Origin of the sequence: Nonomuraea sp. NPDC049607, from assembly GCF_040675375.1 — a bacterium.
In the GTDB taxonomy this organism is placed as follows: domain Bacteria; phylum Actinomycetota; class Actinomycetes; order Streptosporangiales; family Streptosporangiaceae; genus Nonomuraea.
The window spans coordinates 80,110-100,664 of sequence record NZ_JBFAOV010000034.1 but is presented as its reverse complement, the minus strand read 5'-3'; the positions used below and the strand labels follow the sequence as shown (position 1 = coordinate 100,664).

Annotated in this window: 21 protein-coding genes; 18 read left to right on the top strand and 3 right to left on the bottom strand. The window is 68.8% G+C overall.

Annotation, left to right across the window (positions count from 1 at the left end; all coding sequences use genetic code 11):
- Positions 1-579 (bottom strand): hypothetical protein (locus AB0J97_RS41575; protein WP_364099853.1); only part of this gene is annotated, 579 nt, incomplete at its 3' end.
- Positions 580-834: 255 nt separating this feature from the next.
- On the opposite strand from AB0J97_RS41575, the gene rpsP reads away from it, so the two are divergent.
- From rpsP to AB0J97_RS41510, 13 genes are all read left to right on the top strand, one after another.
- Positions 835-1,284: a 30S ribosomal protein S16 gene (gene rpsP / locus AB0J97_RS41570; protein ID WP_357707125.1), complete on the top strand. Its 450-nt coding sequence runs from the start codon at positions 835-837 to the stop codon at positions 1,282-1,284.
- 1 nt (position 1,285) lies between these two features.
- Positions 1,286-1,531, top strand: coding sequence for an RNA-binding protein (locus tag AB0J97_RS41565; RefSeq protein ID WP_020546537.1), 246 nt, complete (start codon positions 1,286-1,288; stop codon positions 1,529-1,531).
- A gap of 74 nt (positions 1,532-1,605) precedes the next feature.
- Positions 1,606-2,106 (top strand): ribosome maturation factor RimM, encoded by a 501-nt coding sequence (gene rimM, locus AB0J97_RS41560; protein WP_364099849.1) that lies wholly within the window; start codon positions 1,606-1,608, stop codon positions 2,104-2,106.
- Positions 2,106-2,885: a tRNA (guanosine(37)-N1)-methyltransferase TrmD gene (gene trmD, locus AB0J97_RS41555; protein ID WP_364099846.1), complete on the top strand. Its 780-nt coding sequence runs from the start codon at positions 2,106-2,108 to the stop codon at positions 2,883-2,885. Before rimM ends, trmD begins: the two co-directional genes overlap by 1 nt.
- 137 nt (positions 2,886-3,022) lie before the next feature.
- Positions 3,023-3,385, top strand: a complete 363-nt coding sequence (rplS, locus tag AB0J97_RS41550; protein ID WP_357707128.1) for a 50S ribosomal protein L19 — start codon at positions 3,023-3,025, stop codon at positions 3,383-3,385.
- Between the two features lie 143 nt (positions 3,386-3,528).
- Positions 3,529-4,386, top strand: a complete 858-nt coding sequence (lepB, locus tag AB0J97_RS41545) for a signal peptidase I (protein WP_357707129.1) — start codon at positions 3,529-3,531, stop codon at positions 4,384-4,386.
- On the top strand, positions 4,386-4,982 hold the full coding sequence (gene lepB / locus AB0J97_RS41540) for a signal peptidase I (RefSeq protein ID WP_357707130.1): 597 nt from the start codon (positions 4,386-4,388) through the stop codon (positions 4,980-4,982). The genes lepB (AB0J97_RS41545) and lepB (AB0J97_RS41540) overlap by 1 nt, the downstream gene beginning before the upstream one ends.
- 50 nt (positions 4,983-5,032) lie before the next feature.
- Positions 5,033-5,701: a ribonuclease HII gene (locus AB0J97_RS41535; RefSeq protein WP_357707131.1), complete on the top strand. Its 669-nt coding sequence runs from the start codon at positions 5,033-5,035 to the stop codon at positions 5,699-5,701.
- A gap of 39 nt (positions 5,702-5,740) precedes the next feature.
- Positions 5,741-6,064, top strand: coding sequence for a DUF2469 domain-containing protein (locus AB0J97_RS41530; protein ID WP_026215037.1), 324 nt, complete (start codon positions 5,741-5,743; stop codon positions 6,062-6,064).
- Positions 6,065-6,712: 648 nt separating this feature from the next.
- Positions 6,713-7,066, top strand: a complete 354-nt coding sequence (locus tag AB0J97_RS41525) for a YraN family protein (RefSeq protein WP_364099839.1) — start codon at positions 6,713-6,715, stop codon at positions 7,064-7,066.
- Positions 7,067-8,608 carry a YifB family Mg chelatase-like AAA ATPase gene (locus AB0J97_RS41520; RefSeq protein ID WP_364099836.1) on the top strand — a complete coding sequence of 514 codons (1,542 nt, stop codon included), beginning with the start codon at positions 7,067-7,069 and terminating at the stop codon, positions 8,606-8,608.
- Between the two features lie 93 nt (positions 8,609-8,701).
- Complete coding sequence (dprA, locus tag AB0J97_RS41515) at positions 8,702-9,940, top strand: DNA-processing protein DprA (RefSeq protein WP_364099833.1); 1,239 nt, start codon at positions 8,702-8,704, stop codon at positions 9,938-9,940.
- A 186-nt stretch (positions 9,941-10,126) separates the two neighbouring features.
- On the top strand, positions 10,127-11,077 hold the full coding sequence (locus AB0J97_RS41510; RefSeq protein ID WP_364099829.1) for a tyrosine recombinase XerC: 951 nt from the start codon (positions 10,127-10,129) through the stop codon (positions 11,075-11,077).
- A gap of 1,001 nt (positions 11,078-12,078) precedes the next feature.
- Here the strand turns inward: AB0J97_RS41510 and AB0J97_RS41505 are convergent.
- Together AB0J97_RS41505 and AB0J97_RS41500 are read right to left on the bottom strand one after the other, a co-directional pair.
- A complete protein-coding gene (locus tag AB0J97_RS41505; protein ID WP_364099857.1) occupies positions 12,079-13,437 on the bottom strand; it encodes a peptidoglycan DD-metalloendopeptidase family protein in 1,359 nt (452 codons plus the stop codon).
- Between the two features lie 617 nt (positions 13,438-14,054).
- Positions 14,055-15,383, bottom strand: coding sequence for an MFS transporter (locus tag AB0J97_RS41500; RefSeq protein ID WP_364099825.1), 1,329 nt, complete (start codon positions 15,381-15,383; stop codon positions 14,055-14,057).
- Positions 15,384-15,516: 133 nt separating this feature from the next.
- On the opposite strand from AB0J97_RS41500, the gene AB0J97_RS41495 reads away from it, so the two are divergent.
- From AB0J97_RS41495 to frr, 5 genes are all read left to right on the top strand, one after another.
- On the top strand, positions 15,517-16,131 hold the full coding sequence (locus AB0J97_RS41495) for a helix-turn-helix domain-containing protein (RefSeq protein WP_364099822.1): 615 nt from the start codon (positions 15,517-15,519) through the stop codon (positions 16,129-16,131).
- A gap of 242 nt (positions 16,132-16,373) precedes the next feature.
- The gene (rpsB, locus tag AB0J97_RS41490) at positions 16,374-17,327 is read left to right on the top strand and encodes a 30S ribosomal protein S2 (protein ID WP_364099819.1); all 954 of its coding nucleotides are present in this window, start codon (positions 16,374-16,376) and stop codon (positions 17,325-17,327) included.
- A 926-nt stretch (positions 17,328-18,253) separates the two neighbouring features.
- A complete protein-coding gene (tsf, locus tag AB0J97_RS41485) occupies positions 18,254-19,087 on the top strand; it encodes a translation elongation factor Ts (RefSeq protein WP_357707144.1) in 834 nt (277 codons plus the stop codon).
- 145 nt (positions 19,088-19,232) lie between these two features.
- Positions 19,233-19,931, top strand: a complete 699-nt coding sequence (pyrH, locus tag AB0J97_RS41480; RefSeq protein WP_357707145.1) for a UMP kinase — start codon at positions 19,233-19,235, stop codon at positions 19,929-19,931.
- A 45-nt stretch (positions 19,932-19,976) separates the two neighbouring features.
- Complete coding sequence (gene frr / locus AB0J97_RS41475) at positions 19,977-20,534, top strand: ribosome recycling factor (RefSeq protein WP_352350337.1); 558 nt, start codon at positions 19,977-19,979, stop codon at positions 20,532-20,534.
- Positions 20,535-20,555: the final 21 nt, after the last annotated feature.

The window sequence follows — 20,555 nt, the reverse complement described above, 5'->3', positions numbered from 1 at the left end:
CCTGACCACCGTCAGGAACGACAACGCCACGCCGGGGTAGCCGAGTTGTTCGCCCGTCGCGCGAACCTCGGTGGTCCCCACCTCCACAGGCACGCCGAGCACTGTGACGGACCCGGGCGTCACCAGGGTGGACGACATCGCCGGAGCCGGCGGCGTGCACCGCGCGTGCGTGGACACGTTCCCCGTGACGAGCAGCGGCTCAGAGGCGTTCTGGTTGAGATAGAGGTTGTCGACGACCAATGAGGCGCTGGCCTCCCAGACATCGGGCGCGTCGAGGCCGCTCGCCTGGAGCTGTTCGTTGGCGAGGTCGGTGAATTGGGTGACGTTGTCGGGGTCGCTCCAGTCACCGTTGTCGACGCCCGGGTCGGGCCCCACGGAGGCGGTGCCCCAGGTGCCCGAGAAGCCGGGCTGGCCCACCTCGGGGATCTCGGTGATGGTCAGGGTCATACCATTGGCGTTGGCGAACTCGCCCGCCGCGGCGGTGGCCGTAAGCCCGAACAAGGCGCCGGTGAGCAGGACGGACACGCCGGCGGTGAGCACTCGCGGGCGGGTGAGCAGCGGATGGGTCGTGGTGGTCACCCAACTCATTCCGCAGGGAAGTTGATCAAGTCGGACGAGGTGACACGCGGCCCTTGCCGAGCCTTTGCCGCGGCCTGCCGGTACTGGTCGAAGGCAGTGTTCGCGGTCTGGCAGAATGACATGTTGGAACATCGTGACCAGGTGGGTGCCCTCTCATCTCCCGCCGGCCGCGCCTGTCCCTGGAGCGTCGTCTCATCGTGCCCCACTCGATGAGGTGCCGTTCACCCACGCTCGAATGCAGGAGAGACCACACCAGTGGCAGTCAAGATCAAGCTCAAGCGGCTCGGCATGATCCGCAACGCTCAGTACCGAATCGTCATCGCCGACAGCCGCACCAAGCGTGACGGCCGGGCGATCGAGGAGATCGGCCTGTACCACCCGAAGGAAAACCCTTCGCGCATCGAGGTCAACGCCGAGCGTGCGGCCTACTGGCTGGGTGTCGGCGCGCAGCCGACCGAGCCGGTGCTCAAGCTGCTCAAGCTCACCGGTGACTGGCAGAAGTTCAAGGGCGAGGCCGCCCCGGCGCCGATGAAGGTCGCCGAGCCCGCGCCCGACCGTCACGCCCTCTACGAGGCCGCGGCCAAGGAGGCGCTGTCCGGTGGCGACACCGGTGCGGCCGCCACCACGGCGCCCAAGCGTGCCAAGAAGAAGGAAGAGGCCGAGGTCGCCCCCGCCGCCGAGACCCCGACCGAGGGCGAGGGCTGACGTGCTCGAGGAGGCTCTCGAGCACCTCGTTAAGGGCATCGTCGAACATCCTGACGATGTCCGGGTCCGCGCTCGCCGCATTCGCAGCGGGCGCGTCCTGGAGGTCCGGGTGCACCCCGAGGACCTGGGCAAGGTCATCGGACGCGGCGGACGCACCGCCAAGGCGCTGCGCACCGTTGTGAACGCCCTGGCCGACGGGAAGTACGTACGGGTCGATCTGCTCGACCTGGACGAAGCAGTCCGTTAGCGTCAGGAATTCGCGCCCTCATCGGTCCTGAAAGGCCGATGGGGGCGCTTGCGTTAGGAGAAGGTGGGTTTCACGTGCAGCTGGTCGTCGGCCGGATAGGCCGTCCGCACGGTGTACGCGGCGAGGTGACCGTGGAGGTGCGCACCGACGATCCCGAGCTGCGCTTCGCCGAGGGCGCGTCCGTCGTGACCGACCCGGCGAGCAGGGGGCCGCTCGTCATCGAGAGCCGCCGCTGGCACAAGGGTGTGCTGCTGATCGCGTTCGAGGGGGTTCACGGGCGCGACGGGGCCGAGGAGCTCCGGGGCACCATGCTGGTCATCGACTCCGCCGAGGTGGAGCCGTCGGACGACCCGGACGAGTTCCACGACCACCAGCTCGTCGGGCTGGCGGTGGAGACCGTGTCGGGCGAGCCCGTCGGCGAGATCACCGACGTGCTGCACCACGGCCAGGACCTGCTGGTCGTACGCCGGCGCGGGCAGGACGACGCGCTCATCCCGTTCGTGAAGGCCCTGGTGCCCGAGGTCGATCTGACGGGCGGGCGCCTGGTCGTCGACCCGCCAGAGGGCCTGCTGTGATGCGCCTCGACATCATCTCCATCTTCCCCGAGTACTTCGCCCCGCTCGACGTCTCCCTGATCGGCAAGGCACGCGAGCGCGGCACCCTCGACGTACGCGTCCACCAGCTCCGCGACTGGGCGCACGACGTGCACAGGACGGTCGACGACACGCCGTACGGCGGCGGTCCCGGCATGGTGATGAAGCCCGAGGTCTGGGGCGAGGCCATCGACTCGGTGATCGGCGACGGCACGCCGCGGGTGATCGTGCCGACGCCGAGCGGTCGGCCTTTCACCCAGGAGCTGGCCCAGGAGCTGGCCGCCGAGCCGTGGCTGCTGTTCGCCTGCGGGCGCTACGAGGGCATCGACTCGCGCGTCATGGCCGAGTACGGCGCCCGGCTGCGGGTCGACGAGGTCAGCATCGGCGACTATGTGCTGGCCGGCGGCGAGGTCGCGGTGCTGGTGATGGTCGAGGCCGTCGGCAGGCTGCTGCCCGGCGTGCTGGGCAATGCGCAGTCGGCCGTCGACGACTCCTTCGCTCCTGGTTCGATGCAGAACCTGGTGGAAGGCCCGGTCTACACCAAGCCGCCGGTCTGGCGCGGGCACGAGGTTCCCGCCGTGCTGCTGTCCGGACATCACGGAAAAGTCGCCCGGTGGCGGCGGGACGAGGCGCTCCGGCGTACCGTGGCGAACCGGCCGGAACTGGCGGCGGCGCTCGATCCGGAGACGCTCGACAAGCACGACAGGAAGTTGCTCGAAGAGCTGTCGTTTCGCGTCCGGCCGGAAGATGTGGCAAACTGAATCGCTGCCGACCGTCAAACGGTTGGTCCGTCATGCCCGGGTAACGGTCCCGGGTTCATCAAATCAGCAGGCGTGTCCGCCGCGAGCTCCGGCCGGGTGGACCTCCGCGTGCTCGCGAGGACTTGAGGACTGCTCTCATGCACACGAAGATCCAGGAGCTCGAGAAGGCGACCCTTCGGAGCGACGTCCCGGCGTTCCGTCCCGGTGACACGCTTGAGGTCCACGTACGAGTCGTCGAAGGCAACCGCTCCCGCATCCAGGTCTTCAAGGGCTTCGTGCTGCGGCGGCAGGGCAGCGGCGCCCGCGAGACCTTCACGGTCCGCAAGGTCAGCTACGGCGTCGGCGTCGAGCGCACCTTCCCGGTGCACAGCCCGGTCATCGAGAAGATCGTGCTCGTGACCCGCGGTGACGTGCGTCGCGCCAAGCTCTACTACATGCGCGACCTGCGCGGCAAGGCCGCCCGTATCCGCGAGAAGCGCGAGGCGACCCCCGCGAAGTAACCCGAATCTTTTCCCGAAAGGCCCGTGCACCGCACGGGCCTTTCGGCTTTGCGGGGCCATTTCCTTTATGTGGAGCGACTCGCCCTTGGGTGTAACGTCGGTCGAGGCTTGTCGAGCCGTTCCATCATCTAGGCTCGTCAGCGATGACAAGCGAAGACCAGGAGTACGGCGCCTCGCGCCGCCCTGTCGAGGACGAGGTGGACGTGGTCGCCGAAGAGACTCAGAAGCCAGCAAAAGGCGACAAGGAGAAGAAGGGGTCGTTCTGGAAAGAACTGCCCGTTCTAGTCGTTGTGGCCCTCGTGCTGGCCCTGATCATCAAGACGTTCGTGATCCAGGCCTTCTACATTCCGTCGGAGTCCATGGAGAACACCCTGCTCAAGAACGACAGGGTCCTGGTCAACAAGCTCGTCTACCACACCCGTGACATCGAGCGCGGCGACGTGGTGGTCTTCTCCGGCGTCGACTCCTGGGACGGCGAGTTCGAGATGGAGGAGCCGTCCAACCCCATCGGGGCCTTCTTCCGCTGGGTCGGCACGGCCTTCGGCGTCGTGCCCGGCGAGAAGGACTACATCAAGCGGGTCATCGGCGTCGGCGGCGACCACGTCAAGTGCTGCGATTCCAAGGGGCGCATCACGGTCAACGGCACGGCCATCGACGAGGAGAGCTACCTCTATCCGGGCAATGTGCCGTCCGACAGGTTCTTCGACATCACCGTGCCGCCTGGGCGGCTGTGGGTGATGGGCGACCACCGTTCCGTCTCGCTCGACTCGCGCTCCCACACCGGTGACCAGGGCGGCGGCTCGATTCCCGAAGGTCAGGTCATCGGCCGGGCCTTCGTGATCGTCTGGCCGTTCAACCGGGCGGGCGTGCTGTCCATACCCGACACCTTCGCGCAACCCGCGCTGCAGGCACTCGGTGGCGCCGTACCGCTGGTGGCCGGGTTCGGGCTGGCCGTACCCTTGGTCCTGGTTCGTCGGCGACGGTTGGGGAGGAAGCGCTGATGGCCGTCACCAAGAAGGCGGAGGGCGTGGCCAAAGAGAAGAAAAAGGGCGGCTTCCGGGAGACCGTCCTGTTGCTGGTGCTCGGGGTCGGCATCGCGCTGCTGCTGCAGGCGTTCGTCATCGGGTCGTTCTACATCCCGTCGGAGTCGATGGAGAACACCCTGCTGATCAACGACCGGGTCTTCGTCAACAAGCTGGCGGGCAGTCCCGAGCGCGGCGACATCGTGGTCTTCAAGGGCTGGCGCACCGGCGAGGACACCATCAAGCGGGTCATCGGCGTCGGCGGCGACAAGGTGGAGTGCTGCGATTCCAAGCACCGCATCCTCGTCAACGGCACGCCGCTCGACGAGGAGTCCTACCTCTTCCCCGGCGACTTCGGCGGCGGCGACAAGTTCAACGTCACCGTCCCGGCCGGCAAGTTGTGGCTGATGGGCGACCACCGCACCGCCTCGGCGGACTCGCGCGCCCACATGGACGAGCCCGGCGGCGGCTTCATCTCCGTCGACGACGTGATCGGCAAGGCGGTCGTCCGCTACTGGCCGCTGTCGCGCGGCTACCTGTTCTCCACACCCGAGACTTTCGACAAGGTCAAGTAAGGGGCTTTCGGTCGCGGTTTGCGGCGAATGGGGCGTACGCTGCGAGTGTCATGACAGTTGCGTTCCGCCCTCGACCGAGCGTCGTCCGGCGCGATTCCGGACTCTACGCCTATGAGCGGGCGCTGGCCCGCCGTGGGCTGACCCCGGTCGCGGGGGTCGACGAGGCGGGCCGCGGCGCCTGCGCCGGGCCGCTGGTCGTCGCCGCCGTCGTCCTGCGCAGGGAGATCGCCGGTCTCGGCGACTCCAAGCTGCTGTCCGCGCCGGTGCGCGAGCGTCTGTACGACCGCGTCGTCGCCACCGCCCACGTGGGCATCGTGGTGATCCCGGCCGCGGAGATCGACGCCCGGGGGCTGCACAAGAGCAACGTCTCGGGAATGCGGCGGGCCGTGGCGCAGTTGCCGTGTGACCCGGAGTACATCCTCACGGACGGCTTCCCGGTGCCCGGTATGCCCGCACCGTCCCTGGCGGTGTGGAAGGGGGACCAGGTGGCCGCCTGCGTGGCGGCCGCGTCGATCGTGGCCAAGGTGACGAGGGACCGCCTGATGGTCGATCTGGATCGAAGATTTCCTCAGTACGGTTTCGCCGAGCACAAGGGGTATGTCACGCCAGGACACCGTTTGGCACTGGAGAGGCATGGCCCGTGCCCCGAACACCGTTACTCCTTCGTCACGGTGGCCAGGGGCATGGGTGAAAATGAGATGGGGGCCGGGGTTGCCTGAGCAGGCGAACCGGGGGACCGGTACGACAGGAGGACCGCGATGAGCGCAGAGGATCTCGAAAAATACGAAACCGAGATGGAGCTGCAGCTTTACCGCGAATACCGTGATGTCGTCGGTTTGTTCACATACGTCGTGGAGACTGAGCGTCGGTTCTACCTGACCAACTCGGTCGACCTCGACGTCCGTACCGCGGAGAACGGCGACGTCTTCTTCGATGTGAAGATGCAGGACGCCTGGGTGTGGGACATGTACCGGCCGGCGCGGTTCGTGAAGAACGTGCGGGTGGTCACGTTCAAGGATGTGAACGTGGAAGAGCTGGCCAAGGCGGACCTGGAGATGCCCAAGGAAGGGTTCTCGGGGTAGAACCCGGGGCCGTCGGCGCGGGGCGCCGACGGCGTCTGGCCGCGGGGGGACGGGGGCTTGCCGTCCCCTCCTTTCACGGCAACATCACCGTTCACGTAGGTGCCGTCTTCCACGCGCCATCCCTCACCTGCCACACGTCAGTCGATGGCAGCGCCGCAACGGCCCGTAGGGACATCCGTCCATCGCCGCCTGATCGAGCCGTGCGGCTGCTGGCGCGCTCCCGGGAGCCGTCTCTCCCGGGGCGCCACACCGGGCTGAGCGCGCAGCATCTGGCCCGCGGTCGGCCACGTCGCAGCGCTCGCGTGCCTCAACCCGCCCTGCGGCGCGTGCCTCAACCCGCCCTGCGGCGCGCTGGCGTCGTTTGTCCCGGCGTAGGGCGCTCCGGCGTTCTCCGCCGTCCCGGAGTTAGGGTTCTGGCGTCCTACGGCCCGCCCTGGGGCGCTCGCCGGCGTCCCTCATCCCCGAGGCCAGCGCACCGGTGTCGCGCGCCGAGGCGGGAGAGCACCCCGTAGCGCGAAGTTATCCACAGGCCATCACCGTCATCCCCCGGCTGTCCCCAGAATCCCGTTCGCCTCCTTCCGAACCCCTCGCCATCCGCCAAGGTCGGTCCCCGGACAACCCCGACAGACGGATGAACGGAGACGGCGCATGGCCTCCAAAGACGAGCTCGGCAAAGAAGGCGAGCACCTGGCCGCGATCTACCTCGAAGCCAAGGGGATGACGATCCTCGAACGCAACTGGCGCTGCCGCCGCGGCGAGATCGACATCATCGCCGTCGACGGTCAGGTCCTGGTGGTCGTCGAGGTGAAGACCCGATCGAGCAGGTCCCACGGAACAGCCCTGGAGTCCGTGAGCCACACCAAACTGGCCCGGCTCCGCATGCTGGCGGCCAAATGGCTGTCGGCGCAGTCCCGCTCCTTCGATGCCGTGCGCATCGACGTGATCGCCCTTGAGCGCTTCGCGGGCAACTTCGCCCTGCGCCACATCCGGGGGGCGATCTAGATGACCGTGGCCCGGACCCGCAGCGTCGCACTGGTCGGGGTGAGCGGCCGCAGCGTCGAGGTGGAGGCCGACGTGGGCAACGGCCTGGCCGGAATCCACCTCATCGGCCTGCCCGACACGGCGCTCAGCGAGGCCCGCGACCGGGTGCGTTCCGCCGTGGTCAACAGCAGCTACCCGTGGCCGGACGCCCGCATCACCGTCAGTCTCTTCCCCGCCAGCCTCCCCAAACGCGGCTCCCAGTTCGACCTCGCCATCGCCATGGCCATCCTGGGAGCCTCCGGAGTCGTCCCGGCGGAGCGCATCGCCGAGCCCTTCTTCCTGGGCGAACTCGGCCTCGACGGCCGCATCAGGGCCGTACGCGGCGTGCTCCCGTCCATCCTCGGCGCCGCGGCCGCGCACGAGGAGGCCACGGTGATCGTCCCGTCGGAGAACTCGGGTGAAGCCGGTCTGGTCCCCGACGTGAAGGTGATCCCGGTGGCTCATCTGCGTCAGCTGGTCGAGTGGCTCCGCAAAGGCGACAAGCCGCCCGAACCCGAGGCCCATGGGCGTGCCGAGACGCCCAAGCCCGTGACACAGCCCGCCGTCGACCTGGCGGACGTCGTCGGCCAGCCCGTGGCGCGCCGAGCGCTGGAAGTGTGTGCGGCCGGCGGCCACAACCTGTGGATGGTCGGCCCGCCCGGCACCGGCAAGACCCTCCTGGCCGAACGCCTTCCCACCCTCCTGCCGGACCTGGAGCTCGACCACGCCCTGGAGGTCACGGCCATCCATTCCGTCGCGGGTCTGCTGCCGCCCGACAGTCCCATGATCAACCGTCCGCCGTTCGTCAGCCCTCACCACACGGCGACGGCGGCCGCGATCATCGGCGGCGGCAGCACGGTCGTCCGTCCGGGCGCGGTGTCCCTCGCCCACAGGGGCCTGCTGTTCATGGACGAGGCTCCCGAGTTCCCTCGTCACGTCCTCGACTCGTTGCGGCAACCGCTGGAATCCGGGCGCGTCACCGTGTCCAGATCCGCGGCCTCGGTCACGTTCCCCGCCCGGTTCATGCTCGTGCTGGCCGCGAACCCGTGCCCCTGCGCCCAGGCCGACGACCAGGCCGGCGCCACCTGCCGCTGCTCGCCCACCACCAGACGCCGATACCTGGGCCGACTGTCCGGCCCCCTGCTCGACCGCATCGACATGAAGGTCACGGTCGCCCGCTCGTCCAGACGCGAGCTTCTGGCCGACCGTCAGTTCGTCGAGTCCAGCGAGACGGTGGCGGAACGCGTCCTGCTGGCTCGCCGACGCGCCGTCAAACGCCTGGCCCACACCCCTTGGCGGACGAACGCCGAGATCCCCTCCTCCGTCCTCCATGCCGACTTCCGTCCCTCCGAGGCGGCGATGAAGCCCATGACCTCCTGTCTCGACTCGGGCTCCCTCACCGCCCGCGGCCTCGACCGCACCTTGCGCGTCGCCTGGACCCTTGCCGACCTCGCAGGCAAAGACCGCCCCGAAGAAGACGAGACCACCGCAGCCCTCGGCTTCTGGCTCGGAGTACGACCGTGACCCCGGCCACCCACCCGCCCATGAAGATCATCAGGAGGCAATGTGACCAGTCCGGAGCATGTGGCACGTGCGGCCCTCATGCGAGCCGCCGACGTGGGCGACACGGCCATGGGCCGTCTGGTGGCGCACCTCGGTGCCTCCGGCGCGGTGGAGGCGATCCGCGAGCGCGCACTTCCCCCGGCCTTCACCGCTCAGGAGTCGCGGCAGGAACGTCCGTGTGACCTGCCGGGGCGGCTGAACGCCTGGTTCGTCCGGTTGGCGGCCTCGAAGCCCGCCGCCGACCTGGAAGCCGGCGAGCGGTTCGGAGCCAGGCTGATCATCCCCGGCGATCCCGAATGGCCCACGCAGCTGGACCACCTCGGCCCGAGCCGTCCCCTCGGCCTCTGGCTGCACGGCTCGGCCGACCTCCGCTTCGCCTGTCTCAAATCCGTGGCCGTCGTAGGAGCGCGAGCGGCCACCCAGTACGGCCTGCACATCGCGGCCAACTTCGGCATCGGCCTCAGCGAGGCAGGCTGGTCCGTCGTCTCCGGCGGCGCGTACGGGGTGGACGGCGCGGCGCACAAAGGTGCCCTGCTGGCCGAGTCGCCCACGGTGGTCGTCCTGGCCTGCGGAGTGGACATCTGTTATCCGAGCGGCCATCAGGACCTGTTCGCCAAGGTTCGCGACCAGGGTGTCGTGATGAGCGAATGTCCGCCCGGCGTCCACCCCACCCGCGCTCGCTTCCTGATCAGGAACCGTCTCATCGCCGCCCTGACCAGAGGAACGGCCGTGGTGGAGGCAGCCCTGCGCAGCGGTGCCCTGAACACCGCAGGCCACGCGCTCACCCTCAATCGGCACCTGGGCGCCGTGCCAGGCCCCACCACGTCCGCGCTGTCGGCCGGGTGCCACAAACTCCTGCGGGAACGCAAGGCGGTCTGCGTCACGACGCCAGAGGAAATGATCGACCTGGTCGGCGTCATAGGCGACGACCTGGCCCAACAGACGAGAACCCCCGTCGTCTCCCGTGACCGTCTCAGCGAATCCACCAAGAGAGTCCTGGACGCCATCCCCACCCGCGGCGGCGCCGGTCCCGCATCGATAGCTGTCTCGGCCGGCGTCAGCATGGACATCACGCTGAGCGCCCTGGGCGGCCTGGCCGCGGCCGGCTACATAGAACGAGCAGCCGGCGGTTGGCGCCTCCGCAAAACCACAACCAGCTACCTGAAGGCCCCTGAAACCATGGCTCTGGCCCCGCCTCCCGCCAACGAAGCCCCAGCCACAGACCCACCTCCCCCCGCGGAAGACGACACTCCGCCCCCACCCCACCCCCAAGAACTCGCAACCCCCTTCTGACCGGTCACGCACGAGTTCATGGGATGAGTCGCACGCAGGTGACCGACATGTGGACGGCGCGACGCGCAGCCGAGCCGCCGTCAGCGCCTGTAGCGGGACGTGCGCGATCACTGGGACGGTGGGGTTGCCGACGCGGCCCGGTGGGCACCGTACTGAGCCGGGCATGAGCGAGCAGTGATACGACTGGTGGATGTCCGCGCGGACAGTGGGGAAGCCTTGGACAACGACTTGAACGACAGCCTGAACCCCGACCTGAATGCCGACGAAGTCCTTGCGGAGTTCGAGAGGTACCTGCGGTTCGAACGCGACCTCTCTCCGCACACAGTGCGTGCCTATCTCTCCGACATCACCGCCCTCCTCGACCACCTTCGCGGTCGGCTCGACGGCCTGGACATCGGCGAGCTGCGAGCCTGGCTGGCCGACCAGCACGGCGCCGGCAAGGCGAGGGCCACGCTGGCCCGCAGAACAGCCTGCGTCCGCACCTTCACCGCGTACTGCCATCGCCGGGGTTGGCTGGCCGCCGATCCCGGGCTGTTGCTGGGCAGCGCCAAGGCGCCACGCCCGTTGCCCGCCGTGCTCGACCAGGAGCAGGCCCAGACCGTCCTGAACGCGCCCGCCTCCACGGGCGACCCCAAGGACCTCCGAGACCAGGCTCTCCTGGAGCTCCTGTACGCCACAGGCGTGCGGGTGGGTGAACTCTGCGCGCTCGACGTCGACGACGTGGACCGGGACCGGCACGTCATCAGGGTCCTGGGCAAGGGACGAAAGGAGCGTTCCGTGCCGTTCGGACTACCGGCCCTTCGAGCCCTGGACCGATGGTGCATCAACGGACGCCCCATCTGGGTTCGAGAACGCTCCGGGCCGGCCCTCTTCCTCGGCGTCCGTGGCGGCCGGATCGACGCGGGCACCGTACGGCGGGTGGTCCACGCGCGACTGGCCCAGACGGAGGGCGCCCCGGACATGGGCCCACACGGCCTGCGGCACACCGCGGCAACCCATCTGCTCGAAGGGGGAGCGGACCTGCGGAGCGTCCAGGAACTGCTCGGTCACGCCTCCCTCAACACGACCCAGATCTACACCCACGTCTCGATCGACCGCCTCCGCACCGCCTACCGCCAAGCCCACCCCCGCGCCTGATCGATGAAACCAGGGCTGCAACCGTCCGCTCACAAATCCCTCACGCCCCTCCTCACACCGTTCCCACTGACTGCCTACGGCCCTCCGCCCCCTCACAACCCTCCACCTTGGCGACCTGCGGCCTTTCGCCCCAGAAACCCTTCGCTCTGTGGCCTTCGCTGACCCGCTGGGAGACGAGGGAGCGAGTGGGCCGTTGGGCGTCGAAGCTTGAGCTCACGAACGCAGGTGGGTTCAACGCGCACCGCCCAGGCGACGCCGACACCTTAGGCATGACGACACATCGACCTGAGGACCCGGCGGTGTGGAGACACAGCGGTGACGCCAATGCGAGAGCTGTTGGAGGGATGAGAAGCGACGGAGTGCAGGCACGTGCCTCCGCGGGCGCAGATCGTGAACGTACGACGGCCCGGAGAGACAAGGAGGCGGTGATCCACCTGGCCGCGGAGCGCCGGGGTCCGAGTACGGCTGGACAGGAGGCGCGCGAGTACAGCTGGACAGGAGGCGTGCGGAGACGAGGGGTGCCTGCGCTGAACGCTTGAAGAGCCTGGCATGTGCCGGTATAGGGGACACCCCATTTCGCCGGCCCTATCCCAGATGGCCCAGCGTCTTCCAGATCACAGGGCACGCGCATCGCCGGACTTTCCTGCAACGGAGCAGGGGGAGCCGACGTTCCCGCAGCGGAGCAGGAGAAGAGGGATCACCCGCTGGGAGTGCGTACGAAAAGAAGACATGGGTCGCCCCTGTGTGCCCAGAGGGGGACCAAGGCGTGGTTGTCGCTTCATCAGCTTCCCTTCGCGACGCAGGGAGGTGTCTCGCATGTAGGGAAGCGATGGCCGGGCAGCCAGTGACATTGGCCTCCCACGCGGCCACGAACTTCATCGGCGCTGCTCGTTTAGGGGCGGGGCGCCCTGGTCGCCACGAACAGCCACAACTCACTTTGCAACGGACGTCGTGTTGCAACACGCGACTCACAACTTCCACGGGGTTGTGCGACTCGTGCGCTACTTCAAGCCACAACTCGGCAGGGCAGCCTGTCGCCTCGCGAGTTGGTGGTCCGAGGGTCCGGCGGCGCTGGCGGCGGCGATGGCGCCCGCGGCGGCGATGGCGCCGGCGGCGGTGAGGGGGACGAGGGGCGAAGGAGTCACTCTGGGGGAGGGGCTTGGTCCGGTTCGGAGACTCAAGCGTGCCCCGATGAGGGTTGGCGGGTCGCGTGCATCATTCCGGGGCGAAGGAGCATCGTGGCCGCTCTGGAGGGATCTATGCGGTTCTCGGAGTGACAGCTGTGGGTCTCGGCGTGAGCTTGGGGCTGTATACGCGAGTGTTGGAGCGCTGAGGGCGAAGGTCTCTTTTTTTGGTGGGTTTTCGGGCTTCAGGAGGAGCGCTGTGAGGGGGGGATCCGGGCGTCTGTGTGCTCCTTCCGATCGTGGGGGCTTGCGATGTTGACCGGGTTGGCCGGTTCTTGGGCTGTGCGGCTTCTTGTGGAGGCGTCGGCGGCGACGTAGGGCCGTGATCAGGAGGACGGCGCCAAGGAGAGTGCCCAGTCCGGCTGCTGTGGCTGTGGGCAGGGAGGCCGCATGTGCGAGGAGCTGGATGTCGGGTTTGCGGGGTGTGGTGGGGCGCTCGGTTGGATCAAACGGTTGCTTGGGAGCTGAGGCCCATCGGGTGCGGACGGGCAGGTTGCTGGAGCGCATCTCGGGACGAGAGGGGGTGGCTTCAGGGGTGATGATCAGAGGTTCGGTGCCCGGAAGTGCGACAGGCGCGAGCGTTTGCATGGCGGTGGCGTTGGGGGATGGGGGTGGGTTCTGCGGGGCGGAAGGGGAGTCGTGGTGCCCCAGGAGCGTGAGCAGGGACGGGTGTAGGGGGACGAGGAGCGGGGGCGGAGGTAGGGGCTGAGGCAGGGGCTGGGGCGCGCTGGTGGGCGGGGTTGTGGTGTTGGGCGCAGAGCTTTCAGTGGGGGCGAAGGGGAAGGTGAGGGGCGCTTCGGACCGTGCCTTGGGGGTTGGAGGCAGCAGGGGTGGGGTGACTGGGGGCGTGGTGGATGTGGGCCAGAGGGGGAGGAGGCGGATGGAGGCGTGGCCCAACAGGAGCAGCGGGTCCAGGTAGCGGGAGCTTTGGATGAGGCCCCAGTGCAGGCATGACTCCTGGCAGTGGCCCTGTACGGCTTGTACGACTCCCAGACGGGCGCCCATCATGATCGGCTCGCCTTGCTTCACCGACGCGGTGATCGGCAGGTACGTCGTTCGGAGGCCGCTTGGGTGGTCGATGGTGACGACCCCTCTTCCGCCTACTGAGCCTGCGTAGTGGACGGTGCCTGTGCCGGCGGCCAGGACGGGCGTGTCGGCAGGGGCGGCCAGGTCCATGCCTCGGTGTCCGGCCAGCCATGGGGCGGAGGGCGGGGCGAAGCGGCGCAGGATGCGGGGGGTGCCGTCGAGTGGCCAGCGCCAGGCGGGTGGGGTGGCCCTTGCCGGAGGAACCGGGGTGGTGATGGCCGTGATGCTGATCACCGTTGTGAGCATGGCCAATGCGGTCAGGGCTTGGCGTGCCTTGTTCCGGGGGCAGGGCTCCGGCGGTGGGGGTGCTGGGTGAGGGGACATGGCGGGGAGTCTTGTCGGGGGCGCCCTCCGGAGGTCGAGGCGAGCGGGATTCTGTGGACGAAGGGAGCGGGGGTGAGCCTCCTGTGGACGGCGGTAGCAGCCAGTTAGGGGGGCGGGTGGGGGAGCTGTGGGGGCAAGAGGTGGTGGCGATGGGTGGGGGCGGAGAACGGCGCCGTCGGCGTCACCAGAACGGGCGCTGTTGAGCGCCGCGCGACCGTGACACAGAGGAGGGTCCGTGGCGGCGGGTCGAGAAGCCTCAGAGGGAGGGGCCGTGGCGGCGGGGGCAAGGAGCCTCAGGGGGGAGAGCCGTGGCGGCGGGAGGCCAGGGGCGGGGGGCGGGGCGTTGTGCGGTGCTGTGGAGTTCATCGGGCGCGGTCGAGGGGCTAGATGAGGGAGCGGCGCTTGGATTCGATGAGGTGGGTCAGCGCGTGGGGGAGGGAGGGCTGAGAGGGAGGGGGCGGGGTGTGGAGGTGCTGCTTCTGAGGACTGTTGGGGCGTAGGGGGGAGAGCCAGATCCACAGGGTGCTCAGGGCGATGCCCGCCGCGCTCAGCAGAATGACCGGTCGCAGCCCGATGAACTCGCCCAGTACGCCGCCGGTCAGCCCGCCGAGGGCCAGGACGCCCTGCACGGCGAAGGTCATGGTGGCGTTCACGCGGCCCCGGAGGGCGGTGGGGGTGTCGCGGAGTGTGATCACGCCCATGCAGGTGGAGAAGGCGACCACGATGACGCCGGTCATCACGCCGGTGAGGCCGAGGACGGTGAGCTTCACCCAGAGGGGACCGTCCACGACGCCGACGGCGAGGATGTCCAGCGGGAAGAACAGGACGGCGACGAGCAGGACGCGGTTCTCGCCGTAGCGCTTGGCCAGGCGGGAGGTGAGCCAGGCGCCCAGGAGACCGCCCAGGCCGCTCAGGGCCGTGAGGAAGCCGATCATCCCCTTGGGGATGCCGAGCGTGTTGACCATGTAGAGCATGTAGACGGCGATGTACGCCATGGCGAAGAAGTTGATCGTCACACCCGCGCCGAGGACGGCTCGGAGCGTGCGGTTGGTGAGGCTGGTTCGCAGGCCCTCGACGATGTCGCGCCACATGCTGGACGAGCGGTTGGGCTCGTTGTGCTCGGGCGTGCGGATCGAGCGCAGCAGGAAGGCGGAGGCGAGGAAGGACAGCGCCTCCGCCAGTACGGCGAACGGCGCGGTGAGCGTCTGGACCAGGATGCCGGCCAGGCCGGGTCCGCTCACGGAGGCCACCGAGTACGAGGCTTGGAAGCCGGCCATGGCCTCGGTGCGCTGCGACGGGTCCACGACCGCGGCTATGTAGGGGAAGTTGGCGGACTTGAACATGACGCCGGCCGTACCGATGACCAGGGCCACGATGACCAGCCAGGGCACGGTGAGGACGCCGAACAGCCAGGCCAGCGGGACGGTGAGGGCCGCCGCGCAGGACACGAGCTCGCAGGCGATCATCAGCGGGCGGTGCCGGGCGAGGCGGTCGGAGATGGCGCCCGACTGGAGGCCGAACAGCAGGGCGGGCAGGGGCGCGGCGGCGGTGAGCAGCCCCATCTCGGTGGGGGAGGCGGTCAGCAGCGTGATGGCGGTCAGGGGGACGGCCAGCTTGGAGACCTCCGAGCCGGTGATCGAGATCGTGCGGGCGCTCCACAGGAGGCGGTAGTCGCGCTGCTTGCGAAGGGGGACTGGGGGCGTCGTGTCCATGCTCAGGGTCTCCGGGATGCCGAGTTCGGGGAGTGCGGGGGCAGATGTGAAAGGAAGACTTCATAAGTATGAAGGAATCCCTTCAGAGTTGTAAAGGGAATGCTTCACATCTGCCGGCGGGTACCTTTGGCACATGACGCAGGACATGGAGAGGCTCAGCGATCCCAAGATGATGCGAGCGCTGGCCCACCCGGCGAGGCTCCTGATCCTCAACCGGCTCGGCGTGGAGGGCAGTGCCACGGCGACCGAGGTGGCGGAGATCGCCGGGATCACGCCCAGCGCCGCGAGCTACCACCTGCGCATGCTGGCCAAGTACGGCTTCGTCGAGGACGCCCCGCCCAGGGGCGACGGACGCGAACGGCTGTGGAGATCGACGCACAAGCCGTTCAGCGTGGGCGTGCTGCCGGACGACCAGCCGGAGGTCCGTGACGCCAAGACCCTGCTGATCAAGGCGTTCCGCAAGGAGGCCGGCGACGAGGCGGACCGGGCCCTGGCCAGGAGCGAGCACGAGCCGGACGAATGGCGCGACGTGATCCGCTTCAGCCGCACCCGGATCAGGGTCGACGCGAGCGAGCTCGGACGGCTGAATGCGGAGATCGAGAAGCTGCTGGAGCCGTACATCGCTCATCGGCGCAGTCCGGAGGAGGCGCCGAGCGGGGCCAGGGTCGCCGAGGCGCAGATCAGCCTCTTCCCGGTCGCCCCCAGGACGTGGCCGGGGTTGCCCACGGAGGACCACGGTGCGGGCTGAGCCGTACCCGGAATGTCGGTTTGACCTCAGACGGTCAGCCTGGGGCGGTGTGGGAGGTAGACTTTTCGATGGCCTGTGGCAACAGGCCGACTTCGCATGCCCCGTTGCGGACCGCACCCTCGGTCCGGGCCTCGGCCCGGCTGGAGCGGTTTTGGGGCATCAGGGCGGTAGACAACGCGCTGCCGCGGCACAACCGAGAACTGCGCCCATCCGCAGGGCGCCCAGACCTGGAGGACCATCACATGGCCCCCGTCGTCACCATGCGACAGCTGCTCGAGAGCGGCGTTCACTTCGGCCACCAGACCCGTCGGTGGAACCCGAAGATGAAGCGCTTCATCTTCACCGAGCGCAACGGCATTTACATCATCGACCTGCAGAAGTCGCTGTCGTACATCGACCGTGCCTACGACTTCGTCAAGGAGACCGTCGCCCACGGCGGCACGATCCTGTTCATCGGCACCAAGAAGCAGGCTCAGGAGGCCATCTCCGAGCAGGCCGCGCGGGTCGGCATGCCCTACGTGAACCAGCGCTGGCTGGGCGGCATGCTCACCAACTTCTCCACCGTGCACAAGAGGCTTCAGCGTCTGAAGGAGCTCGAGGAGCTCGACTTCGACAACGTCGCCGGCTCGGGGCTCACCAAGAAGGAGCTCCTCATGCGCCGTCGCGAGAAGGACAAGCTCGAGCGCACGCTCGGCGGCATCCGTGACATGGGCCGCGTGCCCAGCGCGGTGTGGATCGTGGACACGAAGAAGGAGCACATCGCGATCAGCGAGGCCAAGAAGCTTGGCATCCCGGTCGTCGCGATCCTCGACACCAACTGCGACCCCGACGAGGTCGACTACCCGATCCCGGGCAACGACGACGCCATCCGCGCCGTCGGCCTGCTCACCAGGGTCGTCGCCGACGGTGTCGCCGCCGGTCTGATGGCTCGCTCCGGCGCCGCCCGCGGCGACGAGAAGCCGGCCGCCGCCGAGCCGCTGGCCGAGTGGGAGCGCGAGCTCATCGAGCAGGGCCAGGGTCAGGCCGCCGCTGAGGAGGCCGCTCCTGAGGCCGCCGCCGAAGAGGCTCCCGCGGCCGAGGCTCCGGCCGAGGAGGCTCCGGCTGAGGCCCCCGCTGAGGAGGCCCCCGCTGCCGAGGCTCCGGCCGAGGACGCGCCGGCCGCCGAGGCGAAGCCCGAGTCCGAGCCGCAGGCCTGAGACCCGGCCGCCGGGCTCGGGCGTGAGGCCGGGCACGGCACAGGCGCCGGTTCCGCGCCGCAGGTCGTCACAGACCGCGGCGCGGGGCGGGCACCCGGCTGAGCGAGGGCGAGCGGAACCGAGGTCCTGCGAGGGCTGAGGCTCCGAAAGGGGCCCAGGTCCGGTTGCAGGTGAGGCTTCCGGAAGGGCCGAGGTCCTACGAGGGGCGAGGGTTCCGGAAGGGGCCCGTCCCGTGAGGGGCGAGGGTTCCGGAAGGGCCCGGGTCCTGTGAGGGCTGAGGCTTGGAAGGGCAAGGTACGCGTCTCGACTGGGCAAACGGCCGAGCCGGGACGGCAAGCCGGGCAGGACGGCACCACGCCGAGGCGGTAAGCCGAAGCAGGGTGGCGTCGGGCCGAGGCGGTGAGCGAGGCCGGGTGGCCATCGGGAACCGAGGCGGTGAGCCGAGGGGGATGACCATCGGGCCGGAGCGATAAGCCGAGCCTCGCTGGGCAGTATGCCGAGCGAGGCGGAGCGGCGCTCCACCGGCGGAGCCCGTCCTGCTGACGTGGAGTCCCGGGCGACAGCCGGGCAGGCCAGGTGAAAGCCAGGCAGGCCAGGTGGAAACCCGGGGCGATCGGGCGGATGGCCGGAAGGCCGGGTGAATGCCCAGCCGGTCGGACGGGAGTCCGGGGGCAGGTGGAAGGCCGGCCTGTCGGCGGAAGTTCGGCGTCCGGGCATCGTCCAAGGGCGACCCGGCACGACAGTCCGCAACCGAGCATCACAGCCTGAGACCGCGCAAGACCGAGGCAGAACGCACGACCCGCGCACGACCCGCGCACGACAAGGCCCTGGTACGGCACGCTCCTGCCGCACCGACCAGGGGAGGGCGCCCAGGGCGTCCACCCCGATCCCACGACGACGACGAAATCCCACAAGGAATAAGAGCAATGGCTTCCGTGAACATGGCCGACGTCAAGCGGCTTCGCGAGATCACCGCTGCCGGCATGATGGACTGCAAGAAGGCGCTTGAGGAGTCCGAAGGCGACTTCGACCGCGCCATCGAGCTCCTGCGCCTCAAGGGCGCCAAGGACGTGGGCAAGCGCGAGGCCCGCACGGCCTCCAACGGCCTCGTCGCCCTCCAGCAGGACGGCGACTCCTCCGCCGCCCTGCTCGAGCTCAACTGCGAGACCGACTTCGTGGCCAAGGGCGAGCGCTTCCAGGAGCTGGCCGCCGGTGTGGTCGCGCACATCCTGGAGAGCAAGCCCGCCGACGTGGCGACGCTGCTCGACTCCTCCTTCGACGGCAAGTCCGTCAAGGAGCACCTGGACGTGGCCAACGCCGCGCTCGGCGAGAAGATCGAGATCCGCCGCTTCGCCGTGCTCGAGGGCGGCTACATCGGCGCGTACATGCACAAGACCGACCCGGCGCTGCCGCCGGCGGTGGGCGTGCTCGTGCAGCTCGACAAGCCGAACGCCGAGGTCGCCAAGGACATCGCCCAGCACGCCGCGGCGATGGCCCCGCAGTACCTCAAGGCCGACTCCGTCCCCGCCGAGGTCGTCGAGAAGGAGCGCAAGCTCTTCGAGGAGATGACCCGCGAGGAGGGCAAGCCCGAGGCCGCCATCGGCAAGATCGTCGAGGGTCGCGTCAACGGCTGGTACAAGGACTTCACCCTGGTCCAGCAGGCCTTCGTGAAGGACAACAAGAAGAGCGTGGGCAAGTACGCCGAGGAGAACGGCGTCGAGGTGCTCGCCTTCGTCCGATTCAAGGTCGGCCAGGCTTAGGCTTGAGCAAACTGCCTGCCCAGAGTTTCACCCTATGAAGGAGGCCGCCGCCGTGCAGGACCACCGGGAGTCAGCCCACGAATCCACACGGACGGCGGCTTCCTCATCACCCAGCCCGCAGAGTCCACTGAGGTGGAAGCGGGTGATGTTGAAGCTGTCAGGCGAGGCGTTCGCCGGAGACGACCCGCTGGGCATCGCCCCGGCCGTCGTCGACCACCTGGCCGACTCGATCACCGAGGCCGTGCGCGAGGGCGTGCAGGTCGCGGTCGTCGTCGGCGGGGGGAACATGTTCCGCGGCGCCACCCTGTCCCAGGGCGGCATCGACCGCGCCAGGGCCGACTACATGGGCATGCTCGGCACGGTGATCAACTGCCTGGCGCTGCAGGACTTCCTGGAGAGGCGGGGCGTCGAGACCCGCGTCCAGACCGCCATCACCATGCAGCAGGTCGCCGAGCCCTTCCTGCCGCGCCGCGCGATCAGGCACCTGGAGAAGGGCCGCGTGGTCATCTTCGGAGCGGGTCTCGGCTCGCCGTACTTCTCCACCGACACCGCGGCGTCCCAGCGGGCCCTGGAGATCGGCGCCGAGGCGCTGCTCAAGGGCACGCAGGTCGACGGGATCTACGACTCCGACCCGCGCAAGAACCCCGACGCGGTCCGGTTCGACCACCTTGACTACGGCGAGGTGCTGCTCCGCGACCTCGCGGTCATGGACGCGACCGCGATCAGCCTGTGCAAGGACAACGATCTGCCGATCGTGGTCTTCGACCTGATGGGCGAGGGCAACATCCTGCGAGCGGTACGCGGTGAGAAAATCGGCACGCTGGTGAGTCCCGCAGGCAAATGAGGGAGCTCTAGCCCGACACCGCCAGCTAGTAGACAGGGAGCCGCTGTGATCGACGAAACCCTCCTCGAAGCCGAGGAGAAGATGGACAAGGCCGTCTCGGTCGCGAAGGAGGACTTCGCGACCATCCGGACCGGCCGGGTCACCCCCGCGATGTTCAACAAGATCAATGCGGAGTACTACGGCACTCCGACACCGGTGCAGCAGTTGGCCTCGTTCCACCTGCCCGAGGCGCGCATGGTCATCATCCAGCCCTTCGACAAGAGCGCGATGGGTGCGATCGAGAAGGCCATCCGCGACTCCGACCTCGGCGTCAACCCGACCAACACCGGCGACGTGATCCGCGTGACGTTCCCGGAGCTGTCCGAGGAGCGCCGCAAGGAGTACATCAAGGTCGCCAAGAACAAGGGCGAGCACGCCAAGGTGTCGATCCGCAACATCCGTCGTACGGCCAAGGAGGCCCTCGACAAGATGATCAAGGACGGCGAGGCGGGCGAGGACGAGGTCCGCCGGGCGGAGAAGGAACTCGACGACCTCACCCAGAAGCACGTCGCCAAGATCGACGAGCTGCTCAAGCACAAGGAAGCCGAGCTGCTCGAAGTCTGAGCGGCACGCCTCGCGGCCCTC